The organism is Paraburkholderia fungorum (assembly GCF_046027215.1).
In the GTDB taxonomy this organism is placed as follows: Bacteria; Pseudomonadota; Gammaproteobacteria; order Burkholderiales; family Burkholderiaceae; genus Paraburkholderia; species Paraburkholderia fungorum_D.
Map to the genome: position 1 here is coordinate 3,230,019 of NZ_JAQQEN010000002.1, position 23,067 is coordinate 3,253,085.

At 62.3% G+C, this 23,067-nt stretch carries 22 protein-coding genes; 16 read left to right on the forward strand and 6 right to left on the reverse strand.

Features of this window, described 5'->3' with window-relative positions; translation table 11 throughout:
- The first annotated feature begins 167 nt into the window (after positions 1-167).
- Entirely contained in the window at positions 168-392 is a 225-nt protein-coding gene (locus PQR27_RS34930) for a hypothetical protein (RefSeq protein WP_408528093.1), read from the forward strand.
- Positions 393-967: 575 nt separating this feature from the next.
- Here the strand turns inward: PQR27_RS34930 and PQR27_RS34935 are convergent.
- Complete coding sequence (locus PQR27_RS34935; RefSeq protein ID WP_408528094.1) at positions 968-2,023, reverse strand: LacI family DNA-binding transcriptional regulator; 1,056 nt, start codon at positions 2,021-2,023, stop codon at positions 968-970.
- Between the two features lie 198 nt (positions 2,024-2,221).
- Here PQR27_RS34935 and PQR27_RS34940 point away from each other — a divergent pair, with 198 nt between their 5' ends.
- From PQR27_RS34940 to PQR27_RS34960, 5 genes are all read left to right on the forward strand, one after another.
- Positions 2,222-3,247: a TRAP transporter substrate-binding protein gene (locus PQR27_RS34940; protein WP_408528095.1), complete on the forward strand. Its 1,026-nt coding sequence runs from the start codon at positions 2,222-2,224 to the stop codon at positions 3,245-3,247.
- A gap of 62 nt (positions 3,248-3,309) precedes the next feature.
- Positions 3,310-5,196, forward strand: a complete 1,887-nt coding sequence (locus tag PQR27_RS34945) for a TRAP transporter large permease (protein WP_408528096.1) — start codon at positions 3,310-3,312, stop codon at positions 5,194-5,196.
- Positions 5,197-5,288: 92 nt separating this feature from the next.
- Complete coding sequence (locus PQR27_RS34950; RefSeq protein ID WP_408528097.1) at positions 5,289-5,828, forward strand: VOC family protein; 540 nt, start codon at positions 5,289-5,291, stop codon at positions 5,826-5,828.
- Positions 5,825-7,123 (forward strand): ribulose-bisphosphate carboxylase large subunit family protein, encoded by a 1,299-nt coding sequence (locus PQR27_RS34955; protein WP_408528098.1) that lies wholly within the window; start codon positions 5,825-5,827, stop codon positions 7,121-7,123. Before PQR27_RS34950 ends, PQR27_RS34955 begins: the two co-directional genes overlap by 4 nt.
- Positions 7,124-7,146: 23 nt before the next feature.
- The gene (locus PQR27_RS34960) at positions 7,147-8,541 is read left to right on the forward strand and encodes a four-carbon acid sugar kinase family protein (protein WP_408528401.1); all 1,395 of its coding nucleotides are present in this window, start codon (positions 7,147-7,149) and stop codon (positions 8,539-8,541) included.
- A 147-nt stretch (positions 8,542-8,688) separates the two neighbouring features.
- Here the strand turns inward: PQR27_RS34960 and PQR27_RS34965 are convergent, their stop codons facing one another.
- The 5 genes from PQR27_RS34965 to PQR27_RS34985 form a co-directional block, all read right to left on the reverse strand.
- Positions 8,689-8,844, reverse strand: coding sequence for a DUF3309 family protein (locus PQR27_RS34965; protein ID WP_408528099.1), 156 nt, complete (start codon positions 8,842-8,844; stop codon positions 8,689-8,691).
- A 174-nt stretch (positions 8,845-9,018) separates the two neighbouring features.
- Positions 9,019-10,251 carry a YbfB/YjiJ family MFS transporter gene (locus tag PQR27_RS34970; protein ID WP_408528100.1) on the reverse strand — a complete coding sequence of 411 codons (1,233 nt, stop codon included), beginning with the start codon at positions 10,249-10,251 and terminating at the stop codon, positions 9,019-9,021.
- 98 nt (positions 10,252-10,349) lie between these two features.
- Positions 10,350-10,964, reverse strand: a complete 615-nt coding sequence (locus tag PQR27_RS34975) for a TetR/AcrR family transcriptional regulator (protein ID WP_408528101.1) — start codon at positions 10,962-10,964, stop codon at positions 10,350-10,352.
- Between the two features lie 203 nt (positions 10,965-11,167).
- Complete coding sequence (locus PQR27_RS34980; RefSeq protein ID WP_408528102.1) at positions 11,168-11,836, reverse strand: GntR family transcriptional regulator; 669 nt, start codon at positions 11,834-11,836, stop codon at positions 11,168-11,170.
- 786 nt (positions 11,837-12,622) lie between these two features.
- Positions 12,623-13,390: a glutaredoxin domain-containing protein gene (locus PQR27_RS34985; RefSeq protein ID WP_408528103.1), complete on the reverse strand. Its 768-nt coding sequence runs from the start codon at positions 13,388-13,390 to the stop codon at positions 12,623-12,625.
- A 221-nt stretch (positions 13,391-13,611) separates the two neighbouring features.
- Between PQR27_RS34985 and PQR27_RS34990 the strand changes: the two genes are divergently transcribed.
- The 10 genes from PQR27_RS34990 (at position 13,612) to PQR27_RS35035 (ending at position 23,035) form a co-directional block, all read left to right on the forward strand.
- Positions 13,612-14,499, forward strand: a complete 888-nt coding sequence (locus tag PQR27_RS34990) for a LysR substrate-binding domain-containing protein (RefSeq protein ID WP_408528402.1) — start codon at positions 13,612-13,614, stop codon at positions 14,497-14,499.
- Between the two features lie 167 nt (positions 14,500-14,666).
- Complete coding sequence (locus PQR27_RS34995) at positions 14,667-15,500, forward strand: GntR family transcriptional regulator (protein ID WP_408528104.1); 834 nt, start codon at positions 14,667-14,669, stop codon at positions 15,498-15,500.
- A gap of 223 nt (positions 15,501-15,723) precedes the next feature.
- A complete protein-coding gene (locus PQR27_RS35000) occupies positions 15,724-16,719 on the forward strand; it encodes an ABC transporter substrate-binding protein (protein WP_408528105.1) in 996 nt (331 codons plus the stop codon).
- Positions 16,720-16,726: 7 nt separating this feature from the next.
- Entirely contained in the window at positions 16,727-17,590 is an 864-nt protein-coding gene (locus tag PQR27_RS35005; protein ID WP_408528106.1) for an ABC transporter ATP-binding protein, read from the forward strand.
- On the forward strand, positions 17,587-18,345 hold the full coding sequence (locus PQR27_RS35010; RefSeq protein ID WP_408528107.1) for an ABC transporter permease: 759 nt from the start codon (positions 17,587-17,589) through the stop codon (positions 18,343-18,345). Before PQR27_RS35005 ends, PQR27_RS35010 begins: the two co-directional genes overlap by 4 nt.
- The gene (locus tag PQR27_RS35015) at positions 18,342-19,118 is read left to right on the forward strand and encodes an ABC transporter permease (RefSeq protein WP_408528108.1); all 777 of its coding nucleotides are present in this window, start codon (positions 18,342-18,344) and stop codon (positions 19,116-19,118) included. The genes PQR27_RS35010 and PQR27_RS35015 overlap by 4 nt, the downstream gene beginning before the upstream one ends.
- 13 nt (positions 19,119-19,131) lie before the next feature.
- Positions 19,132-20,022 carry an isocitrate lyase/PEP mutase family protein gene (locus PQR27_RS35020; protein WP_408528109.1) on the forward strand — a complete coding sequence of 297 codons (891 nt, stop codon included), beginning with the start codon at positions 19,132-19,134 and terminating at the stop codon, positions 20,020-20,022.
- Positions 20,019-21,443 carry a 3-isopropylmalate dehydratase large subunit gene (leuC, locus tag PQR27_RS35025; protein ID WP_408528110.1) on the forward strand — a complete coding sequence of 475 codons (1,425 nt, stop codon included), beginning with the start codon at positions 20,019-20,021 and terminating at the stop codon, positions 21,441-21,443. Before PQR27_RS35020 ends, leuC begins: the two co-directional genes overlap by 4 nt.
- Positions 21,440-22,060 carry a 3-isopropylmalate dehydratase small subunit gene (gene leuD, locus PQR27_RS35030; protein ID WP_408528111.1) on the forward strand — a complete coding sequence of 207 codons (621 nt, stop codon included), beginning with the start codon at positions 21,440-21,442 and terminating at the stop codon, positions 22,058-22,060. Before leuC ends, leuD begins: the two co-directional genes overlap by 4 nt.
- Positions 22,061-22,129: 69 nt before the next feature.
- On the forward strand, positions 22,130-23,035 hold the full coding sequence (locus tag PQR27_RS35035) for an isocitrate lyase/PEP mutase family protein (RefSeq protein WP_408528112.1): 906 nt from the start codon (positions 22,130-22,132) through the stop codon (positions 23,033-23,035).
- The last annotated feature ends 32 nt before the right edge of the window (positions 23,036-23,067 follow it).

Below are 23,067 nucleotides of genomic sequence, written 5' to 3' on the forward strand. Positions count from 1 at the left end.
TGTCATGCCGCTGTGGCCGTCGTGTGGCGGCTCGCAGCGCGAAGAGGTTATCTTCAGGTGAACTGCCGAGTTTCCTCAATGGAAAATGAGGTACAGGATGACAAGCACGATCAACGGGACGCCAAGAAGCCAACCGAGAAGGTAAGGCATGATGTGATCTCCTTTCGATGTTGAAAATGTCTGTGACAGTGTTGTTTCAGCATTTGGTGTGCCCGGCGGTGGTTTCTTTTTTTGCCTTTGGCGGCGGCATTTTCCTGGTTCTTGCTTCTTTGGCCTTTTCTTGTTTGCTTATTGGTTTATTAGCGTTCCCCCTGTGCGGGGGGCACCTACTTTTCTTTGCCGCCGCAAAGAAAAGTAGGCAAAAGAAAGCGGCTCAAACCGCCAACTCTTAAGTGGGTCCCCTGGCTTGGAGGGACTGGTGGTGCGATTAACGGATCACAGCTCGGTCCATAAGTGCCTGTGACACAGCCGTCATCCGCTCCCACTCCGCACTACGTGCGTCGCGGTTGGGTCAACCAGGGAAACCGGGGGCTTCGTTTGCGCGTGGTGGGGGACCATCGGCTTCGCCTCGGCGAGGCGCCGAAAACACCAACCGGATGGTTTTGAGAAGTACCGCCCCGGCGCGCGCAGCGCCGCCGGAGGAATGACGGCCTTGTCACTCACGCGGACGGCTGCGGGAGCCCAATCTCTACGGAGCCACGATCCCCTCCAAGCCAGGGGACCCGCTTAAGAATTGGCGGTTGGAGCCGCTTTCTTTTGCCTACTTTTCTTTGCGGCGGCAAAGAAAAGTAGGTGCCCCCCCCGCACAGGGGGAACGCTAATAAACCAATAGCAAAAGAAACAGCCAACGCCGTAGGCAAAACAGCAGGGGGAACGCCAATAAAACCAGAAACAAAACAAGAAAAGGCCAACGCCGCAGGCACAAGGAAATGCCGCCGCCAAAGGCAAAAAAAAAGCCGCACCCCGCTCAGGGCAAATTCTCCCGAAGCACAATACTAAACACCACAGGCCGAACATCACTCATCACATCCCTCCCATCCTTCACATTGCGGAAAATCCGCAAACAATTCCCCACCATCGCCTGCGGCGTCTGCGTAATCAACGCGTCCATCGTCCCATCGATCAACAGCGCCCGGGTATCCGGCGTCAACCCATGTCCGACGAATAAAATCTTCTGCTCGGAACGAGCTTCAACAATCGCGCGAGCGACGCCATCCGATCCACCACCACTGTTATAAATCCCCGCTAGATCCGGATGCTGCTCCAGTAACTTGCGTGTCTGCGCATAATTGCGCTCGCTATCATCGTGCCCCTCCCTCAAACCGATCACCCGCACCTGTGGAAACGTCGATTCGATCAGGTGCAGGAAGCCAATCTCGCGTTCCTCATGCCCGCGATAATTGAGGCTGCCGGCAAGCATCGCAATCTTCCCACTCGGCCGTGGTCCCATGAATCGCCCCAGCAACAACGCCGCCGTGCGTCCAGCGGACCGGTTGTCGATACCCACATAAGCGAGTCGCCGCGCATTCGATAAATCCGAAATCAACGTGATCGCCGGCACACCCTGGTCAGCCAGCGCATTCACCGCGTCGCGCACCACAGGATGCTCGAGCGCCATAAACACCACGCCGTCCGCGCGCTGTCCGTAATGCAACAGACGGTCAGCCAGTTCCTTGGGATTGAAACTCTCGACGTAGTGCACGCGGCACTTCATATCCAGCGCGCTCCATTGCTCGTGCGCGAAATCGATGTAGTCGCCAAGCATGTGCAAATAACGATTGGTGCCGGCAGGCAGCAGAAACGCGATGCGCATCGGTTTTGAAACCGGCGCGGCAGGCACATCCGGCGCGGGCAGATAGCCGAGTTGCGCGGCCACCTGCAGCACGCGCTGCGCGGTAATGGCGCGCACGCCTTCGCGGCCATTGAGCACGCGATCGACCGTGGCGGTCGAAACGCCGGCAGCACGCGCAATGTCAGGAATGCGCGCCCGCGCAGTGACAGCAAGGGAAAGCGGTTCGGACATGGCAGTCCTTCGCAGATTGGAAGTCCATCAAAAACCATCAAGTTCGCGGTTTGACAGCCATCACCGCGCACGCCTAGTCTTGCAGCTATCACACGGCGACCGACGACCAGTGACCGGAAATCAAGGTATTGTCAGCGAGTGGTGATGGTTTTTGATGGATTCAACAGTCACATCAATTATAAGCAAGGAGACACTCAAATGACCAATCTTGCAAGGCGCACAGTGCTGCGTGCCGCGGCTGCGCTCCCGGTAGCCAGCGCGCTGGGCTTTCCGGCGATCGTGCGCGCGGCCTCCGGCCCGGAGTTCGTGTTCAAGTACGGCAACAATCTGCCGCTCACGCATCCGCTGAATGTGCGCTCGCAGGAAGCGGCCAATCAGATCAAAGAGGCGTCCAAAGGGCGCATGGAGATCCGGATATTCCCTAACAACCAGTTGGGCGGCGACACCGACATGCTCGCGCAGGTGCGCAGCGGCGGCATCGAAATGTTCACGCCGTCGGCGCTGGTGGTGTCGACGCTCGCGCCATCGGTCGCCATCAACGCAGTGGGCTTTGCCTTCAGCGACTACAACCAGGTGTGGAGCGCCATGGACGGCAAGCTCGGCGCCTACGTGCGCGCGGCGATGCAGAAGGCCGGCCTGGAATCGTTCGAAAAGATGTGGGACAACGGCTTCCGGCAGACCACCACCAGCAACGGCCCGATCACGAGCGCGCAGAACATGCGTGGCCTGAAGATTCGCGTGCCGGTGAGTCCGCTCAGTATCGACATGTTCAAAGGTCTCGGCGCGGCGCCGACCAGTCTGCAATTCAGCGAAGTCTATTCATCGCTGCAAACGCATATTGTCGATGCGCAGGAAAATCCGTTGCCTATCGTCCAGGTCGCGAAACTCTATGAAGTGCAGAAGTTCTGTTCATTGACCAATCACATGTGGGACGGCTACTGGTTCGTGCTGAACCCGCGTGCGTGGCAACGTCTGCCGAAAGACCTGCAAGGCATCGCCAGCGACGCCTTCAATCAATGCGCGCTAAAGCAACGCGATGATGTCCGCAAGCTCAACGACGCGGCCGTCGCGGACCTGCAAAGCAAAGGGCTGGCGATCAATCGTCCGGCGCCGGACACATTCCGCACAGCGCTGCGTCAAGCGGGCTTCTACGCCGACTGGAAAAGCAAGTTCGGCACGCAGGCCTGGGATCTGCTCGAACAGTCGGTCGGCAAACTGGCCTGAGCGTGCGGTACACCGCTGAGCATGAGACGAAGCGCGGCTACCGGCCGCAAGGAGGCAACGGCATGTCGAATCACGCATTGAATCCGGCGGAGGCCGCGGTGACGTTGCACGCGGCCAGCCTGCCGCGCCGCTGGCTCAGAGCCTTCGACCGTGGCCTCATTGCGTTGGTCGAATTGTGCGCGGCGGCGCTGCTCGCGGTCGAGATTGTCGTGATGCTGGCGGGCGTAGTGTCCCGTTATGTGCTGCATCAGCCGCTGGTGTGGTCGGACGAACTGGCCGGGATCCTGTTCCTGTGGCTCGCCATGCTCGGCGCGGTGCTCGCCTTGCGGCGCGGTGAACATATGCGGATGACAGCCTTCGTCAGCCGTCTTTCGCCGCAACGGCGGCCCTTTGTCGATACGCTCGCGATTGCCGCCTCGATTGCGTTGCTCGCATTGCTGGTCGCACCGGCGTATGACTACGCATCCGGCGAGGCCGCGATCGTCACGCCCGCGCTGCAAATCAGCAACGCATGGCGCGCGCTCGCGCTACCGATCGGTGCCGCGCTCATGCTGCTGGTCGGCCTGATCCGTCTCGCCCAGATCAGCCGCGTGCGTGACGTCCTGATTGTGTTGATGATCGCCGCGCTGTTGGGTGCGGTGGCCGTGTTCGCTGGGCCGTGGTTCCAGACACTCGGCAAAACCAACCTCGTGATTTTCTTTGTCGGCGTGGTGGCGAGCGGCATCTTTTCGGGTGTGCCGATCGGCTTTTCTTTCGCGCTCGCCACCTTCGGTTATCTCGGCCTCTCGACCTTCACGCCGCTAGAAGTCGTAGTGGGCCGCATGGACGAGGGCATGTCGCATCTCGTGCTGCTGGCGGTGCCGCTCTTCGTATTTCTCGGCTTGCTGATCGAAATGACCGGTATGGCGCGCGCGATGATTGAATTTCTCGCGAGCCTCGTCGGTCACGTGCACGGTGGTTTGTCGTTCGTGCTGATCGGCGCGATGTATCTGGTGTCGGGCATCTCCGGTTCGAAAGTCGCGGACATGGCCGCGATCGCACCGGTGCTGTTCCCGGAAATGAAGAAGCGTGGCGCGTCAGAGGGCGATCTGGTTGCATTGCTGGCCACCACGGGTGCGCAAAGCGAAACCATTCCGCCGAGCATTGTGTTGATCACGATTGGTTCGGTCACCGGATTATCGATCTCAGCGCTCTTTACCGCCGGAATGTTGCCGGGTGCCGTGCTCGCGTTGATTCTCTGTGTGGTGGTGTGGTGGCGCTATCGCAAGGAAGACCTGAGCGGCGCGCAGCGCTTCAGCAAGCGGCAGATCGGCCGGTTATTCATCGTGTCGCTGCCGGCGCTGGCGTTGCCATTCGTGATTCGTATGGCGGTGGTCGAAGGTGTAGCGACCGCGACGGAGGTGTCGACCATCGGCATTACATATTCGATGGCGATCGGACTGCTGGTGTACCGCCGCTTCGAATGGCGGCGCCTCGGTCGCATGCTGGTGGATGCCGCGACCTTGTCGGGCGCGATCCTGTTCATCATCGGTTGCGCGACCTCGATGGCGTGGGCGCTGACGCAATCCGGCTTCTCGCAGGACCTCGCGCAATGGATGGGTGCGATGCCCGGTGGCGCGTACGGTTTTCTGGCGGTGTCGATTGTCGTGTTCGTGATGCTCGGCAGCGTGCTCGAAGGCATTCCCGCGATCGTGCTGTTCGGGCCGCTGCTGTTTCCGATTGCGCGGCTCGCGGGCGTCAACGAGGTGCACTACGCGATCGTCGTGATCCTTTCGATGGGCGTCGGTCTGTTCTCGCCGCCCTTCGGCGTCGGCTACTACTCGGCCTGCGCGATCAGCAAGGTCAATCCCGATGCGGGCATTCGTCCGATCGTCGGCTATATGGGCGCGCTGATCGTCGGCCTGATTCTGGTCGCGGCGATCCCCTGGATTTCTATCGGTTTTCTTTAAGGCTTCTTTCCGGGTTGAACATTCGGGCGCGGCGGTCCCGCCGCGCCGGGGCGTCGCTCGTCTTTTAAAACTGGCAGCATCGGGAGAGTTTCATGAGTCGCTTCTTTGGCGAGATACGTCAGGCAGGGTACGTGGTGCGCGATATCGAGGCCGCGATGGACTACTGGAGCCGCGTGCTAGGCGTCGGCCCGTGGTTCTACAACGAACGGGTGCCAATCGAAAACTATACCTATCGCGGCCAATCGTATGAGGTACACAACTCGGTGGCGCTGGCGAACTCGGGACCGTTGCAAGTCGAACTGATCCAGACCCGCAACGACGCGCCCTCGATGTACCGCGACTTTCTCAAGGCCGGCCATACGGGCTTGCAGCACAACGCGTATTGGACGACCTCGTTCGATGCGGATCTCGCCCGTCTGCAGGAGCAGGGGTTCAACGTGGCGATGAGCGGTGAAGTGGGGCGCAACGGCCGCTTCGTCTATTTCGACACGGAAGACCATCCCGGCACCGTGATCGAACTATCGGAAATCGCCGGCCCGAAGGGCAAACTGTTCGACATGATCTACACGGCCTCGCGTGACTGGGACGGCCGTGAGCCGGTTCGCGCGTTTCCCGATCTGAGGACGCTATGAGCGCCGCGTGGGCACCGCAAGGTGTCAACGACGATTGCCTCGAAGCCGACTATCTGATCGAGACGCCGCTCGACCCCGCCCGCGTGGCGGAGGTGATGGCCGGCGAGCAGTCGAGTGGCACCTTCGTGCGCGTCGCCAACGAAACCGACGCACTGCGCGCCCGCAGCCGCGCGAGCGTGCTGCGGATCCGGGAACTCGAGTCCGCTGCGCAGCCCAGTTTGCCGAGCGCATGGCTCACGCGTCAGGGCACCCGCGGGCCATGGCGGCGTGCACGCATCACGCTGTCGTTTCCGCTGGCCAACATTGGCGCGAATCTGCCGACACTCGCCGCGACTGTCGCCGGCAATCTCTACGACCTCGGCGAAGTGACCGGCATGCGCTTGTTGTCGCTGCGCTTGCCGGCCTCGTATCGCGCGCGCTTCGAGTTGCCGCGTCATGGCGTAACGGGGACGCGTGTGCTGACGGACGTCGTGTGCGGGCCGATGATCGGCACCATCGTGAAGCCGAACGTCGGCCTGAGCGCGGCGGAAACGGCGGCGCTGGTACGCGAGCTCTGCGAAGCCGGAGTCGATTTCATCAAGGATGACGAAGTATGCGCGAACCCCGCGCATGCACCGCTCGCCGAACGTGTGCGGGCCGTGATGTCGGAGGTGCGGCGCTACCGCGAACGCAGCGGCCGCCTCGTCATGGTCGCGTTCAACATCACCGACGACCTCGACGCGATGCGCCGTCACGCGGAACTGGTCGAGCAGGAGGGGGGCAGTTGCGTGATGGCCAGCATCAACTGGTGCGGCTTCTCCGCGATCCAGACGCTGCGGCGCGCGACGCCGCTCGTCTTGCATGCGCACCGCAACGGCTACGGCATGATGTCACGCGATCCCGCGCTCGGTATGTCGTTCCAGGCGTATCAGACGCTCTGGCGTTTGACCGGCGTCGATCACATGCACGTGCATGGTCTCGCCGGTAAATTCGCGCAGAGCGACGCCGAAGTGATCGAGTCCGCCCGCGATTGCGCCACGCCGCTCGCGGCCGGTTGCAACGATGCCGTGCTGCCGGCGTTTTCGTCGGGACAATGGGCCGGCACCGCGCAAGCGACCTTCGACGCAGTGCAATCCACCGACTTGCTGTTCATGTCCGGCGGCGGCATTCTCGCGCATCCGGACGGCCCAGCGGCGGGTGTCACGAGCGTGCGCCAGGCGTGGGAGGCGGTACAGGAACGCACGCCGTTGCCGGTCTACGCCGAACACATGCCCGAATTGCGCCGCGCGCTGCAATTTTTCGGCGGCCGCGCGTGAGCGGTGCAGAGGTCATCAACAGAATGAGCGACGCGGACCCCATCAGCCGCACTGACGCGCCGGCATACGGCTTCTACGGCGACGATTTCACCGGCGCAACCGACACGCTTGCCCATCTCGCCCGCGCCGGTCTGCGCGCGATGCTGTTCTTTGCGCCGCCCGACGCCGCGCGCCTTGCAATGGTAGGACGGCTCGATGCAATTGGCGTCGCGGGAGCTGCGCGGACCATGCCGCCGCACGCACAACGCGAGGAGCTCTCGCAGGTAGGCGCCGCGTTCGCCGCGCTTGGCGTGCGGCTGATGCATTACAAGGTGTGTTCGACCTTCGATAGCGCACCGCAGACCGGCAGCATCGGCGTGGCGATCCGGACCTTGCGGGAGTACTGCGCGAGTCCGCTCGTGGCGGTGGTCGGCGGTCAGCCGAATTTGCGGCGCTACTGCGTATTCGGCGAGCTGTTCGCGGCCGCCGGCGCCGACGATCATCCGCAGTCGATCTACCGGATCGACCGTCATCCGACGATGAGCCGTCATCCCGTCACGCCGATGAACGAAGCGGACTTGCGCATCCATTTGCACAGCCAGGGGCTGGAGAATGTGCAATCGATCGACTGGCGCTGGTACACGCGCGGCGACACGGCATTGCAAGCAGAGGTGGCACGTCAACTCGATTCGAAACCCGGCGCCGTCCTCTTCGACGTGCTCGACGACACGCATTTGCAGGCGATTGGCCGCGTGCTCGCGCGTCATGCCGCGGCACGCGCGCCATTGCTCGCGGTGGGTGCAAGCAGCGTGGCGCAGGCCTATGTGTCGGCGCTTGCCGCCCGCAACGAAGATCCGCAAAGGGTGACGCCACCATCGTCACCATCGCCCACGTTGCCGCGCGCACGCGGCCCGGTGTTCGTGCTGGCCGGCAGTCTGTCGCCGCTGACCGAAGTGCAGATTGCCGCCGCGCATTCGTATTTGCGCGTGGAACTGGACCCGCTGCAAATGACGGACGATGGCGCGTCCGACTATCTGGCGGCGCGGGTCGCCGCGATTGCCGGGCCACTGCGTGACGGTCGCAATGTGCTCGCGTTCACGACGCGCCGTGCGGCGCAAATGAGTGGTACGGCTGGCGCACTGCCGCAACTCGCGCAGGTCTGTGCGGAACTGCTGCGCCAGGTGCTCGGCGCGGTGAAATTGCAACGCGTTGGCATCGCCGGCGGCGACACCTCGAGCTTTGCCGTTCGCGCACTTGGCGCCTGGGGTTTGTCATACCTCGCGCCATTGTCGGCGGGTGTGACGGTGTGCCGCCTGCATGCCGATCGCAGCGAACTCGACGGGATGGAAATCATGCTCAAAGGCGGGCAAATGGGCGACGCTGATCTGTTCGAGCAACTGCTCACCGGCGCACTAGGGGATGCAGTGGAAAATGGCTAGCGACCGCGTGCTCCGTGGTAACGGAGGTAACAACGCTGGCGAGGCTGGCGACGCGAATCCGCATTGGCAATTGGCATAACGAAGCCGCCGGATATCGAGGCAGCGAACTGCCTCGATATCCGGCGGCTTGCGAGCGCTGCGACCCGGCTATATGACGCCGACGACCAGCAGCACGATCACGACGATCAAGACGACGCCGAGACCGCCGGTCGGCCCATAGCCCCATGCCCGGCTGTGCGGCCACGTCGGGAAAGCTCCGATGAGGAGAAGGATCAGCACAATCAGAAGAATAGTTCCCAACATGTATAACCTCCGCTTGGTTATCAGGACCTGCCTGTTGCGAACGCGATGACAGTCGTTCGCGCAATGCGTACCACGCGCGCATTGCTAAAGACAGTATCGATGTCATACGTCAGCAAACCGCATGCCCAGGGCGGAGATTCGAGCCGGAAACGTTTAAAACAGGTGCAACCGCGATTACTGTGCCGCGGCGCGTGAGGTCGCGATGCGCGAGGTCCCCAGATCGGCGATGAAGGCAACACCGAGCGCGATGGCTCCGCACATAAAGATCAGCGCGTAGTTGTTATGCGTGTGCGAGAACAGATACGAGTAGCCATATCCACCCAGTGCCTGAAAGAGTGCGAAGGCGGTGGTCGCGCGACTCCACGCGGCGCGCTGTTCGGTGTGGTCGTGCGGCACGAGTTCATGAATGCGGCCGAGCGTGAGCGGCACGATGCCCGGTGTGAAGATGCCGAGAACGACGGTTGCCACAATCAGCGCGAGCGTGCTGCCGGACAGCGCGAGCATTGCCACCGCCGTCGCCTGCAGGAGCAAGCCGATGCGATAGGCTTTGCCGAAGCCGATGCGATCGGCGACATTGCCGCAGATCACCGGACCGACGATCGCAGCGAGTCCGTACAGCACCCAGTAGTTGGCGCCGATCGCCGCGCCTCGTCCCAAACCGCGCGCCACATAGTCGACCAGCAACACCATCGCGGGCACGAGGCCGAGGGCGTTCGCCGCGTACTGCGCATACAGCACGCGCAACCTCAGGCCTTCGTGGCGCGTCGCATGATGGTGACTGGCGGTGACAACCGGCGCAGGCGGATTGACTCGCGGCCAGCCGAACCAGCTCACTGCGGTCAACAGCAGCGCCAATGCACCGAGCCCGATCCAGGTGTTTTGCAAACCGAAATGGAGCAGTTTCGGAATCAGCGTGCCCGAGGCCGCGATGCCGAGTCCCAGACCCAGAAAGATCATGCCGCTGACAAAGCCACGGCGCGGCGCGGGAATGTGCGGCAGGATCGAGGTTGCGACCAGCACCATGATTGCGCCGCCGGAAATGCCTGACAGCAAGCGCCAGACAAAGAACCAGCTCACCGAGAGCGGATATGCGCAGGCAAAAAAAGCTGCCGTCACGATCACCATCAGCATGCGCAACGCGCTGCGATTCGACAGTACCGACACGAGCGGACGGCCGATCAGCGCGCCAACCAGATAGCCTGCAAAATTCGCCGCGCCGAGCGTTACTGTTTGCGACGAAGTGAACCAGTGCGCCTGGATCAGCGAAGGGATCAGTGGCGTATACGCGAAACGTGCGAGGCCGATCGCGACGAGGCTGCCGCACATGCCGGCAAGCGCCGCGAAGAGCGCGCGGGCATCGAGGGACGTGGCATCGGCCGACGGTATGACGGAGGGTGTTGCGGACATGACGGTTCCTTTACCGGCGCGCGTGCTGGTGGCGGCGTCGCCGGATGTCGGTGAGAAACGGAGGAATGCGAAGGAGTGCGCCTGGTCAGGCGCGCGGATCAGAGGTGGTCGTCTATCACCGGTAGAGCGGGCAAGCCGAGCAGCAGCAGAGCCGGGGCGACGGCGCTCGTCAGCACCGCGCGTTGCGGATCGACGCGTGCCAGCACGCGCACGCCGATCAGGATGGCGAGCAGGTGCGTGGCGGCATCATCCGCGGAGATCACTGCGGGAATGTCGCCGCTATTGCGAGCCGCAACCAGGCAACGATAGAAAAACGCCCGGATGTCGGCGAGTTCCGTGGCAACGGTGTCGCGGAACTCTTCGTCATCTGACGAAGTTTCCAGCGCCGAGTTGACCAGCATGCAACCGCGCCTGTCTGGATCGGCAATTGACCGTTCGATGATCTCGTGCATGAACGTCGTAATGCCCTGCGCGGGGGAGACGGTTGCCTCGAGCCGGCCGATCCGTTCGCGCAGTGTGTGATCCAGGTAGTGTTCGAGCGCGCGCAGGTAGAGCCCGCGCTTGTCGCCGAATGCGTTGTACAGGCTCGGCTGCGTCAGACCGGTCGACTTCACCAGGTCGCGCGTGGACGTAGCCTCGTAGCCCTTGCTCCAGAAGGCGGCGGCCGCTGCCTCGAGCACTTCGTGTTCATCGAAACCGCGGGGTCGTGCCATGGTGAGTTTCCTTCGCGCGCAGGCCGCGACGCATTCTGTATCAGTCGATATAAAACCGGATTATATATCGGTCGATACAAAACGCAACAAAGAATTTGAAGCTGACGGTTCGAACGGCGCTAAGCACTCTGGCGGGGGATGAGGCGTTTTTCGGGCGGCCGCTTGCTGCCCGGGGAGGGAGGCAAGAAGTCGCGCCGGGAGGTTCAGACTTCGAGGATGCGAAACCGCTGCAGGGTGTCGATCTGAAACTGCAGACAGCGCGCGCGATAGTCGCGGCACAGGCGTTCTGCGGTGGCGCTATCGTGGGCGCGGATGGCTTCGACGATGGCGCGATGTTGGGGTGCTGGCAGATCGGCTAGCGAGGTGAGGCGCAGAGTGAGATCGCGGACACGCCGAATCTGGTCCCAGCATTCGTTGACGATTTGCGTGAGTTTCGGGTTGCCGCCGAGTTTGAGCAGATGCGCATGGAAGGCTTCGTCGGCGGCGGCCCAGGCATCGGCGTCATTTTTGGCGAGTGCGCGGTCCATGGCGTTGCAGGCTTGATCGAAGGGGGTGATGTCTTTGACACGCAGTGTCGCGGTGGCGACGTCGCCGGCGGCGGTGGCTTCGAGACTGGTTTGGACCTGGTAGATTTCTTCGATATCCGCGAGCGAGACCTGGCGCACGCGGATCCCGTGACGCGGGACGATTTGCAGGAGGTTTTCTTTTTGCAGACGGACGATTGCCTCACGGACTGGGGTTCGGCTGACGCCGAAGAGTGTGACCAGATCCCGTTCGAGTAGCTGCATGCCTGGGCGGAATTCATTACTGAGGATTTTGGCGCGGAGCTTCTGATACACGGCGTCGGTGGATTTTTCGCGCAGCGTAATCATGAGGTTTGGATTTTTTTTGTCTTGCCGACGGGAAGTGGGGTTTTATTATAGACCGGGGAAGGGGGTGGCTTTTTTGCCTTTGGCGATATGGTTTTTTTGATTGCCCACGGCGGTGGCATTTCCTGGTTCTGGCTTCTTGGGCCTTTCCTTGTGTTCTTATTGGTCTATTAGTGTTCCCCCTGTGCGGGGGGGCACCTACTTTTCTTTGCCTGCCGCAAAGAAAAGTAGGCAAAAGAAAGCGGCTCCAACCGCCAACATTTAAGTGGGTCTCCTGGCTTGGAGGGGCTGGTGGTGCGATTAACGGATCACACCTCGGTCAATCACCGCCCGTGACACAGCCGTCATCCGCTCCCACTCCGCACTGCGTGCGTCGCGGTTGGGTCAACCAGGGAAACCGGGGGCGTCGTTTGCGCGTGGTGGGGGACCATCGGCTTCCCCTCGGCGAAGCGCCGAAATACACCGATGGTTTTGTGAAGTACCGCGTCGGCGCGCGCAGCGCCGCCGGAAGCATGACGGCCTGGTCACTCACGAGAGCAGGTGCGCAGGCTCAATCTCTACGGAGCCACGATCCCCTCCAAGCCAGGGGACCCGCTTAAAAATTGGCGGTTTGAGCCGCTTTCTTTTGCCTACTTTTCTTTGCGGCAGGCAAAGAAAAGTAGGTGCCCCCCGCACAGGGGGAACGCTAATAAACCAAAATGAAAACAAGGAAAGGCCCAGGAAGCCAGAACAAGGAAAGCCCACCGCCGCAGGCACAAAAAAAATGCCGCCTGCCAAAAGGCAAAAAAACTATCTATCCCATACCTCATCCGGCAACGGCAACCCCTGCAAATCAGCCGCCATGAGCGGCCTCTCAACCAAAACCCCTTGACTCTCAAGCATCAACATAACCTGCCTGGTATGCTGCGCGCTATGCCACGCAGTGCGCTCCAACACTTCATGCATAGGGCGCCGCCCATAATAAGTCGGCACATCATAACCAAGAGACCGATCCCCCTCCGCATCCCACCACGCGCGCAATCGAGCGCGCACACTCTCACCCCAGGTGGCGATCTCCTCCGGCCCCCACTGCGCCGGCGGCAGATCATCAAACCCTTCAAATAGCAATTCGACCTGCTGCGCCGCCTCGATCCCCATCTCCGCTACGCGGAAAACATGAAACGTTAGCCCCGCTGGTGTCCTGTTGCGATTGCGGAACGGCTCCCGGAACGCCGCGCCGCTAAATTGCCGCGTATACCGCGCATTCGACTCAAGCACCCACTCAAGACGGCTCACCAATTCTGCCGGCGGCAACGGTTCCATCACCTTCGTTTTCAGATCCAGAAACTTGATCACGTCATTGATCGACTGGCACAACGTGTATTTGCTCCCAAGCGATACCACCGGCACACTGCGCGCGCCCAACGCGGCCAGTTGCTCGCGGCCGTCAGGATCGTTGTGCACGTCGATGGATTCATAGTCAATGCCCTGCTTCGTCAGAAACTCCTTGGTCCGCAGACACGACGAACAGCCGGGTTGCCAGAACACCTTGATCTTTGCATGCGTCGCGGTTTGCATCGCTCGCTCCCTGTCGATGGTTCAATTCATTGCATTGTTGCCGGGTAACGCGCCAGCGCAAAGCAGTGCTTGATCATGCCGTCATCGCGAACCACGATGGCCAGACACACGCCCTCGATCGTTTAGGTACACTGGCCAAAGTCGATGCAGTTGCAACGGATCATGCGCACAACGCGGGCCGGGCGGCATCGGCGCAATCTTTCATTTCGCTGCGGGACGTCATGCCGACCCTCGATCCGCTTTCGCTCAGACTTTTTGTCAGCGTCGCCGAAGCCGGCACCATCGCCGCGGCGGCGGAGCGGGAACACATCGCGGCGGCCGCAGTCAGCAAGCGCATCAGCGAGATCGAAGCCACACTCGGCGTCGCACTCCTGCGGCGCACCAACAAGGGCGTCGTGCCGACCGTCGCGGGCGAGCGGCTGGTCGCGCTGGCCCATCGCGCGCTGCATCAACTGGACGACATCACCGTGCAGATGCGCGACTACGCAAGCGGCGTCAGCGGTCTGATAAGAGTGGCCGCCAATGTCTCGTCAGTCGTGCAGTTTCTGCCCCGCGAGATCCAGTCGTTCGCGGCGCAACATCCGCGTATCCAGATTCAGCTCGAAGAAAAGCCCAGCACGGGTGTGGTGAAAGCGGTCGCCGAGAACGCCGTCGATATCGGTATCTTCACGTCTGTGCCGCACGGCTATGACGTGCAGACCTTCCCCTATCACCACGATCGCCTGACACTCGTCGCGCCGGCCGGCCACGCGCTTGCACAGCGTGAAGCCCTCGCTTTCGCCGATACGCTCGACTTCGAATTCGTCGGCCTGCCACCCGATACGGCGATCAGTCAGCAACTCACGCGCGCTGCGCATGAGCACGCGCGGCCCGTGAATCTGCGCATTCAGGTGACGAGCTACGACGCGCAATGTCTGATGATTGCAGCCGGCCTCGGGCTCGGCGTGATGCCCCAGGCCGTCGCGCAACAACAGGCGGCAGCGCTCGGGCTTTCGCTCATCGCCCTCACCGATGCATGGGCCGAGCGCGATCTGCTCATTGCCGTGCGCTCGCTGGATGCATTGCCGGTCGCGTGCCGCATGCTGGTCGCCCATTTGCGTGGCGTGTAGGCGAGCAAACGCACGGCGCGCTGAATTAAGCGTTTCCCTGCCTGTCGCCGTGAGGTTCGCGGTGCTAGGATCAAAGCGTCGATGTTTCGTGCGCGGTCTCTGAAGTGCGGTGTCCGCGTTGTCATGCTGGTTTGCCGCGTCCATCGGGCGTCGCGAGGAGAACCGTCGTGCCAGAACGCAAATCGGTCACGCCGCGGCGCGCAATCACGCGCGCCGCGCCAAAACATGCAACCGCCGCAGCGAACGACAAACCGCCTGCAACACGTGGCACAAAGACAGCAGAGCCCGAAACGCTGCCGGACGCGCAGGAGCAAATACAACTGCCTCCCCAGCCGGAACCGCGCAACGGCAACTCATCCCAGCAAGCTTACGAGCGCCTCCGCCAGAAGATCATCGAAAGCGAACTCACGCCGGGTTCCTATCTGCTCGAACAGGAACTCGCCTTGATGCTGGGCGTGAGCCGCACGCCAATCCGGGAAGCGGCGATCCGTTTGCAAGGCGAGGGCCTTGTCGAAATCGTGCCGCGGCATGGCATCCGCATCGTGCCGACTTCGGTCACGGATATCAGTCACATCTATCAGGTGCTGATCAGTCTCGAGTCGACGGCCGCGGGTCTGGTGGCGGCACGCGCAGGCGTCGATCTAACTCCGCTCGACAAAGCCTGCCAGCAAATGACCGAAGCGCTCGAAGCGCAAGACATGCACGCGTGGGCCGCCGCCGACGAAGCCTTCCACGAAGCGCTCGTGCAACTCGGCGGCAATGCGCGGCTTGCCCAGGTGGTGATGAACTGCCGCGACCAGGTGCATCGCGTGCGCCGTTTCACGCAGCAGCTCCGGCCGCATCCGCAGCCAAAAAAATCGATCGCCGAGCACTACGAAATCATCGAAGCAATGCGTCGCGGCGATGCAGCGCGCGCGAGCCGTTTATATCGCGCGCACCGTGAGCGCGGCTGGCGCGAACAGACTGCGGTGCTGCAGCAATACGGGATCAATCAGGCTTGAAAACAGACGATTCGCTCGCGCTGCGCCGGGTAAACCCAACCGGCACATCGCGATCTAGTCCTGTACTTTCAACGATTTAATGCATACATTAACTTACACGGTGATCGGGTTTCGAGCGCTTGCGCGAGCCCGTTTGCTGACCCGTCGCCGGCGTGAAAAACGCGCGGCGGCATAACGAGAATGACGGCCAGTCGACCGTCAATCGTGGATGGAGACAAACCACATGAATGCGATTCGCGATGTCGCGCGGAGGACCTGTTTGAGCGCGTGTTTGAGCGCGTGTCTGGCGATTGCGGGCGTGAGCGCGCATGCCAGTTCGCTGACGGTCACGCATTGGGGCGATGGCATGTACGGCGTGCCGTTCGCGGTTGCGCTCGATAAAGGCTACTTCAAGGACGAAAAAGTCGACGTCACCGGTTTCATCACATCGGAAGGTGGCGGCACCAGTATCCGTAACGCCATGGCCTCCGAGATTCCCTACGGCGAAGTCGCGCTGCCCGCTGCGATCGCGGCAGTGAAGCAGGGTGTCGATGTGACGATCGTGCACGGCGGCGTGCAAAGTCTCGGCGACCTGGTCTGGGTGGAAATGAAGAACGGCTCGATTACCAACATCAAACAGATGAAGGGCAAGACTATCGGCTACAGCAGTCCCAAATCGACCACCGACATGGTCTCCACCATCGCGCTCGATCGCGTCGGCCTGCTCGGCCAGGTGCAGCGCAAACCGGTGGGCAGTTCGAGCGGGATGCTGACTTCGCTGCAACAGGGCGCCGTGGATGTCGGCTATATGACCGAACCGTCCTATAGCGCGAAGAAAGAGGGTCTGCGTATCGCGTTCCGTTCGACGGAGGTGGTGCCGAACGAAACGCAAACGGTCGGCATTGTCCGCACCGATTACCTGAAGTCCCATCCCGAGGTGATTCGCGGCATCATCGCGGCGCGCCGCAAGGCGGTGGTGTATATGGCGACGCACCGCGCGGAGGCCGCACAGATCCTCGCGAAGCAGTACAAGATGGACCCCGCGGTGGCGGCCTCGGCGATCAACAACGTGCTCGACTCCGATCCAAAGTACTGGAGCGAAGGCAGCTTCGACTACAAGAGCATGGATGAAGTCCTGAAGGGTCTCGTGTTGGTCAAGGCCATTCCCGAAGGTCCATTCGACTGGCCGAAGATCGTCGACGAGTCGATGTTGCCGGCCGATCTGCGCAGCAAGAAGTGAGGGATCGATGAGCGCTCTGACACGTCATAAAGCCAACATCTCGGTGGTCGCTCCGAGTGCGCTGTCGCCGGACGGCCAGCGCATTCAGGCGACCCTCACCGACGTCACCCGCATCTATCAGGGCAACGACGGCAAGCCGCCGTTTCACGCGCTCGGTCCAGTGAGCCTGGAATTGCGCGCGGGCGAGTTCTTTTCGGTGGTCGGCCCATCGGGTTGCGGCAAATCCACGCTGCTCGACGTGCTCGCGGGTCTGAATCCGGCGAGCGGCGGCACGGTGACGTTCGAAGGCAAGCCGGTCGGCGCGCAAGTGCCGGACGGCGTAGCGGTCGTGTTTCAGGAAGACGCGAGTTTTCCGTGGCTCAACGTGTTCGACAACGCCGCGTTCGCGGCACGTCAGGCTGGCGTCACTGAAACGGAAGTGCGCGAGCGGGTCGAGCATGCGCTCTCGTTCATGGGCCTCAAGGCCTTTGCGCGTGCCTATCCGGCGCAACTGTCGGGCGGTATGCGGCAACGCGTTTGCATCGCGCGTGCGATGGCGGTGCGGCCACGCCTGATGCTGCTCGACGAACCGTTCGGCGCACTCGACCAGCAAACGCGTCTCCTGATGGGCGACGAAACCCTGAAGCTTTGGCGCGACACCGGCGCGACCGTGCTGCTGATCACCCATTCCATCGACGAAGCCGTGCTGCTGTCGGACCGTATCGGCGTGATGTCGGCATGCCCCGGCCGCTTCATCGCGACGATCGAAACCGGCTGGCCGCGCATGCGTGACAGCACGACCGCGCTTGATACGCGCTTTGGCGAACTCACCGCGCAAGTGTGGGGTCTGCTGCGCGAAGAAGCGTTGAAGGCGCTCGGGAGCCAGCAATGACAGCGGCCGCACGTTGGCGGTTCGGTCTGGTCCTTGCGCTGATCGCCCTGCTGGAAATTGCCAGCCGCGCCGCATGGATCAATCCGATTTCGTTCATACCACCGTCGCAGATGATCGTCAGCGCGGTGCAGTTGCTGATCTCCGGACAGTACACCACCGACATTCTGCAAACGCTCGGTAGCGCGTTGCTCGCGGTGGCGCTGGCGGTTGTCGCCGGCTTTGCCGGGGGCGTGTTGCTGTTTCGCCTCCCGCGTATGCGGCGTGTGCTCGATCCGTTGCTGCTGTCGTATTACGCTGTGCCGGTGTTCGTGCTCTATCCGATTCTGATCGTCGTGTTCGGTCTGAACCGCTGGCCGCTGGTGGGGATCGGCTTCCTGTTCGCGGTCGTGGCGATGGCGGTGAACACGCTGAACGGTCTTGAGCGTGTACCACGCGTACTGCTGCGAACCGCGCGCGTGTGCCGCCTGAATACCTTCGATGAGATCCGTCTGATCACGTTGCCGTCGAGTTTGCCGTTCGTGTTCACAGGCATCAAGCTGACCGTGGTCTATGCATTCATTGCGGTGGTGGCCGGTGAATTCGTGTTGTCGGGCTCCGGCTTTGGTTATCAGATTGCGTTCGCGTACAACAACTTCGATAACCCGACCATGTACGGCTTGATGGTGTTGATGCTGCTGTTCGTCGGCACGCTCAACGCGCTGCTGCGTACCGCCGAGGCGCGCCTGTACCGGCGGACCCGCAGGGAGGCCGCATGAGCACGATCGTCGTTGCGCATACCGCGAAGCCGAGGCATGCAAGGCGCTGGCTCGATGGCGTCGTCCTGGTTGTGGTGCTGGCAGTGCTGTGGCAAGTGCTGAGTGAATTACTCGGCCCCGATGCGGTCACCACGCCGTGGCGCACGATCGAACGCGCGTTTCATATTGTCAGCGACCCGGATTTTCCCGCGAGTCTCTATGTGACGGGCGTTGCATTCGGCACGGCGTTCCTCATTTCCGCCGTCGGCGGCGTGGTGCTCGGCATGCTGCTCGGCGCGCGCAAGCTCGCGGGTGACGTGATGGAACCGCTGATGATGGGCTTCTATTCGATTCCGAAGGTCACGCTGTACCCCGTCGTGCTGCTCGCATTTGGTTTGGGCCTGTGGGCCAAGATCGTGTTCGGCGTGATGCACGGCATCGTCCCAATTACGATCTTCACGATGAACGCCGTGCGCAACATGCCGCCAATCTATACGCGTGCCGCGCGTACCTACCGTCTGAGTCCCGTCGCATTCGCGCGCCATGTTTTGCTGCCCGCCTGTATGCCGGAGGTGGTCGCGGGTTTGCGTATCGGCTTTTCGCTGACGCTGCTCGGCACGCTGATCGGCGAGATGTTCGCGTCGCAAAGCGGCATCGGCCACATGCTGATGATCGCCATGAACCGCAGCGAGACCAGCACGATCATGGCGCTCGCGCTGATGCTGTTCGTCTTCGCGACCCTCGTCAATCTGCTGTTGCTGGCATGGCAGCGGCGCCTCACCCATAGCACCTGAGCAGGAGTTGTCGATGAGCACTTCAGAGAAGCTGAAAGATATTCTCAAGAGCGGACGGTTTGTCGTGGCGCCCGGCGTGTTCGATATGTTTTCCGCCCGCGTCGCCGACCGCTTGCCGTTCGCTGCGCTGTACATGACCGGCTACGGCGTGTCGGGCTCGTATCTGGGTGTCGCCGACGCGGGTCTCGTCAGTTACGCGGACATGGTGGGCCGCGCGCGGCAGATCGCGGAAGGCATCAGCAAACCGCTGATCGCTGACGCCGACACGGGCTTTGGCGGCCTGATCAACGTGCGTCATACGGTGCGAGGCTACGAGGCCGCCGGCGTGCAGGCGATCCAGATGGAGGACCAGGTGATGCCGAAGAAATGCGGCCATACCGAGGGCCGTCAGGTCGTGCCGCTGAACGACATGCTGAAGAAAATCGAAGTGGCGCTGGAAGCGCGCCGCAGCGACGACATGCTGATCATCGCCCGTACCGATTCACGCACAACGCTTGGCCTCGATGAAGCGATCAAACGCGGCAAGGCGTTTGCGCGCGCCGGTGCGGACATCGTGTTCGTCGAATCGCCGGAAAGCGCGGAGGAGTTCAAGCGGATTGGCGGCGAGCTGGCCGATTCGGGCGCATGGGTGTTCGCCAACATGGTGCCTAGCGGGCGCTCGCCGGTGGTACCTAGCACCACGCTCAAGGAGTGGGGCTTCAGTATCGCGATCTATCCGTCGATCGGCATGGCGGCGGCAACGTCCGCGCTGCATAGCGCGTACCGGCATCTGCTCGATCACGGCGACTCGCTCGATCTGCAAGTGCCGTCGTTCACAATGGATCAGTTGCACGAACTCGTCGGTTTTCCGGAGGTATGGGACTTCGAGAAGCGTCACGCGCAAAGCAGCGAGGCTGCATCATGAGCGCGCCGCGCACGCTATTCGACAAGCTGTGGGCCAGCCACACGATTGCGAATCTGCCAGGCGGTATCGATCTTTTGCAGGTGGATCGCAATCTGATGCATGAGCTGACAGGCGTCGAAGCAGTGCGGGTACTCGAAGCACGCAATCTACCTGTGAGCCAGCCGGAGTTGACCTTCGCCACCCTCGATCACGTGATCTCCACGCAATCTGGCCGGCGCGCGGGCGACGCCGACTGGAGCACGACCATGGTCGACGCGATGCGCGAGCAGATGGTGAAGCACGCGATTCCACTATTCGACATTGGCGCTACTGGTAACCAGGGTATCGTCCACGTGATCGGGCCGGAACTCGGCTTGTCGTTGCCGGGCACGCTGATCGTCTGCGCCGATAGCCACACTTGCACGCATGGCGCGATGGGCGCGCTGGCGTTCGGTATCGGCTCGACGGAACTCGTTCATGTGCTCGCCACGCAGACGGTGCGTCAGAAGAAACCGCACACCATGCGCATACACTTCAAGGGTCGCGTCGCCGAGGGCGTCACCGCCAAGGACATGATCCTGTACGTGATCGGTGCGCTCGGCGCGGGTGCGGGTACGGGCTATGCGATCGAATTCACCGGCGAAGCGGTCGAGGCGCTGTCGATCGAAGCGCGCCTGACGCTCTGCAACCTGACGATCGAACTCGGCGCCAAGTTCGGCCTCATTGCACCGGACGACACCACCTTCGCCTATCTGCGCGGACGCCCCTATGCGCCGCAGGGCGCGAGCTTCGATGCGGCGCAGGAAGATTGGCGCGCACTCGCGACCGACGCCGGCGCACAGTTCGACCGCGAAGTCGAAATCGACGCGACGGCGATTGCGGTACAGGTCACATGGGGCACGAGCCCCGAGCATGTCATCGCGATCGACGCAGCAGTGCCCGATCCGCTCAACGAGTCCGATCCCGCGCGCCGCGAGGCGCTGCAACGCGCGCTCGACTACATGGGTGTCCATGCCGGCCAGCATCTCGACGAACTGCCGGTGGATCGCGTGTTCATCGGTTCATGCACCAACAGCCGCATCGAAGATTTGCAGGCGGCGGCGCGGGTCGTCGCGAGTCAGCATGTCGCCGACGGCGTCAAGGCGTGGGTCGTGCCGGGCTCGTTGAGCGTCGCGCGACAGGCTGAAGAGCAGGGGCTTGCGCAGATTTTCCGCGCGGCGGGGTTCGACTGGCGGGAGCCGGGCTGCTCGATGTGTGTCGGCGCAAACGGCGATGTAGTAGGGCGCGGCGAGCGGTGCGTATCCACCTCGAATCGCAACTTTGTCGGCCGTCAGGGGCCGGGCGCGCGCACGCATCTGGCGAGTCCCGCAGTGGCGGCGGCCAGCGCGCTGGCGGGTCATATTGCGTCGCCCGCGGCATTGCGCATGGAGGCCGTACGATGAAAGCATTCACGGTAGTCAAAGGGCCGGCCGCGCCGCTCCTGCGCAATAACGTCGACACCGATCTGATCATTCGCATTGAGCGCATCTCGCAACTGGTGCGCGGCCAACTCGGCCCGTGGCTGTTCGAAACGCTGCGCTATCGCGAGGGGGCGGCCAGCCAGGAAGAGCGCGAGGAGTTCGTGCTCAATCAACCGCCGTTCCGCCACGCGTGCATTCTGCTCGGCGGCGTGAACTTCGGCTGCGGCAGTTCGCGTGAAATGGCGGTATGGGCACTCGAAGAATTCGGCATCCGCTGCGTGATTGCGCCTTCGTTCGGCGACATCTTCTACAACAACTGCCTGCAGAACGGATTACTGCCGATCTGTCTGGATGCCGCATCGCTTGAAAAGCTCGCGGCAGTGGCGGCGACCGGCACACCGCTCGAAATCGATCTGCGTGCACGGGAAATCCGCGCGAGCGGAATCAAACCGATGCCATTCGAGTTCGACGCCGCGCGCCAGGCGCTTCTGCTCGAAGGATTGGACGAGGTCGATCAGACGCTGCGCTTCTCGGACGAGATCGACGCGTTTCGCCGCGCGGACCGCGTGAAACGCAGCTGGGCCTATATGACGCGATAGTTCAAAAGCCAGTTGCGCCTCGCGTAGCTGATGAACATCGCCCGATCCGACCTTACCGGGAGAAGTACCGTGAGCCGCTCAGCACGTTTCAGGGAACTGTTGAAGTCACCGCCTTTCGTCTGTCTTGGCGCGCACGACGCCGTCACCGCCAAGCTCGCCGAACAGGCGGGCGCCAAGGCGCTCTACGTTAGCGGCTTCGCGGCATCCGCGATCGTGGCCGGTCAGCCGGACGTCGGCTTGTTGACGCAGACGGAGATGTTCGAGCATATCCGCCGCATCTGCCGGGTGACCACGTTGCCGGTATTCGCCGACGCCGATACGGGTTATGGCGGCATTCTCGACGTGCAGCGCACCATCCGTCTGTGGGAAGAAGCGGGCGCCTCCGTGCTGCATCTGGAGGATCAGGCCGTACCCAAGAAGTGCGGTCACTTCGCCGGCAAACAGGTGATCCCCATCGAAGAGATGCAGGCGAAATTGCGGGCGATGCTGGCCGCGCGAACCGATCCGGATTTTTTCGTCGTGGCGCGTACCGACGCGATCGCCGTGACCGGCCTGAACGATGCGATCGAACGGCTTCAGGCCTACGCCGAAGCGGGCGCCGACGGCTTGTATGCGGATGCACCGGAAAGCGTGGAGCACATGCAGGAGATCGTGCGGCGCCTGAAGCCGCTCGGCAAGCCGATCCTCTTCAACATGGCGCGTTCCGGCAAGAGTCCGTATCTGACGCTCGACCAGGTCTACAAGCTCGGCTTCGACTACGCGCTGTGCCCGATCGAACCGATGTTCGCGATGCACAAGGCGGTCAAGGAGATGATGGAAATCTTCATGCGCGAGGGTTCGACCGACGCGGTCGCGGACCGCCTGACCTCGTTCGAGGAGTTCAACCGCTTTGTCGGTCTCGATGAGGCGGTGGCCGAGGAGTCGTCGTTCAACGTCTCCGTAGCGCAGCCCATACGTAAAGCTGACGCCGCTTGAAGCGTGCTGCCTCGTGCCTTAAGCGGTCGGTG

Excerpts from the sequence above, each read along its gene's own strand:
- PQR27_RS34930 (WP_408528093.1), top strand. The coding sequence starts at position 168 with ATGTTGAAAATGTCTGTGACAGTGTTGTTTCAGCATTTGGTGTGCCCG.
- PQR27_RS34935 (WP_408528094.1), bottom strand. The coding sequence starts at position 2,023 with ATGTCCGAACCGCTTTCCCTTGCTGTCACTGCGCGGGCGCGCATTCCT.
- PQR27_RS34940 (WP_408528095.1), top strand. The coding sequence starts at position 2,222 with ATGACCAATCTTGCAAGGCGCACAGTGCTGCGTGCCGCGGCTGCGCTC.
- PQR27_RS34945 (WP_408528096.1), top strand. The coding sequence starts at position 3,310 with ATGTCGAATCACGCATTGAATCCGGCGGAGGCCGCGGTGACGTTGCAC.
- PQR27_RS34950 (WP_408528097.1), top strand. The coding sequence starts at position 5,289 with ATGAGTCGCTTCTTTGGCGAGATACGTCAGGCAGGGTACGTGGTGCGC.
- PQR27_RS34955 (WP_408528098.1), top strand. The coding sequence starts at position 5,825 with ATGAGCGCCGCGTGGGCACCGCAAGGTGTCAACGACGATTGCCTCGAA.
- PQR27_RS34960 (WP_408528401.1), top strand. The coding sequence starts at position 7,147 with ATGAGCGACGCGGACCCCATCAGCCGCACTGACGCGCCGGCATACGGC.
- PQR27_RS34965 (WP_408528099.1), bottom strand. The coding sequence starts at position 8,844 with ATGTTGGGAACTATTCTTCTGATTGTGCTGATCCTTCTCCTCATCGGA.
- PQR27_RS34970 (WP_408528100.1), bottom strand. The coding sequence starts at position 10,251 with ATGTCCGCAACACCCTCCGTCATACCGTCGGCCGATGCCACGTCCCTC.
- PQR27_RS34975 (WP_408528101.1), bottom strand. The coding sequence starts at position 10,964 with ATGGCACGACCCCGCGGTTTCGATGAACACGAAGTGCTCGAGGCAGCG.
- PQR27_RS34980 (WP_408528102.1), bottom strand. The coding sequence starts at position 11,836 with ATGATTACGCTGCGCGAAAAATCCACCGACGCCGTGTATCAGAAGCTC.
- PQR27_RS34985 (WP_408528103.1), bottom strand. The coding sequence starts at position 13,390 with ATGCAAACCGCGACGCATGCAAAGATCAAGGTGTTCTGGCAACCCGGC.
- PQR27_RS34990 (WP_408528402.1), top strand. The coding sequence starts at position 13,612 with ATGCCGACCCTCGATCCGCTTTCGCTCAGACTTTTTGTCAGCGTCGCC.
- PQR27_RS35000 (WP_408528105.1), top strand. The coding sequence starts at position 15,724 with ATGAATGCGATTCGCGATGTCGCGCGGAGGACCTGTTTGAGCGCGTGT.
- PQR27_RS35005 (WP_408528106.1), top strand. The coding sequence starts at position 16,727 with ATGAGCGCTCTGACACGTCATAAAGCCAACATCTCGGTGGTCGCTCCG.
- PQR27_RS35010 (WP_408528107.1), top strand. The coding sequence starts at position 17,587 with ATGACAGCGGCCGCACGTTGGCGGTTCGGTCTGGTCCTTGCGCTGATC.
- PQR27_RS35015 (WP_408528108.1), top strand. The coding sequence starts at position 18,342 with ATGAGCACGATCGTCGTTGCGCATACCGCGAAGCCGAGGCATGCAAGG.
- PQR27_RS35020 (WP_408528109.1), top strand. The coding sequence starts at position 19,132 with ATGAGCACTTCAGAGAAGCTGAAAGATATTCTCAAGAGCGGACGGTTT.
- leuC (WP_408528110.1), top strand. The coding sequence starts at position 20,019 with ATGAGCGCGCCGCGCACGCTATTCGACAAGCTGTGGGCCAGCCACACG.
- leuD (WP_408528111.1), top strand. The coding sequence starts at position 21,440 with ATGAAAGCATTCACGGTAGTCAAAGGGCCGGCCGCGCCGCTCCTGCGC.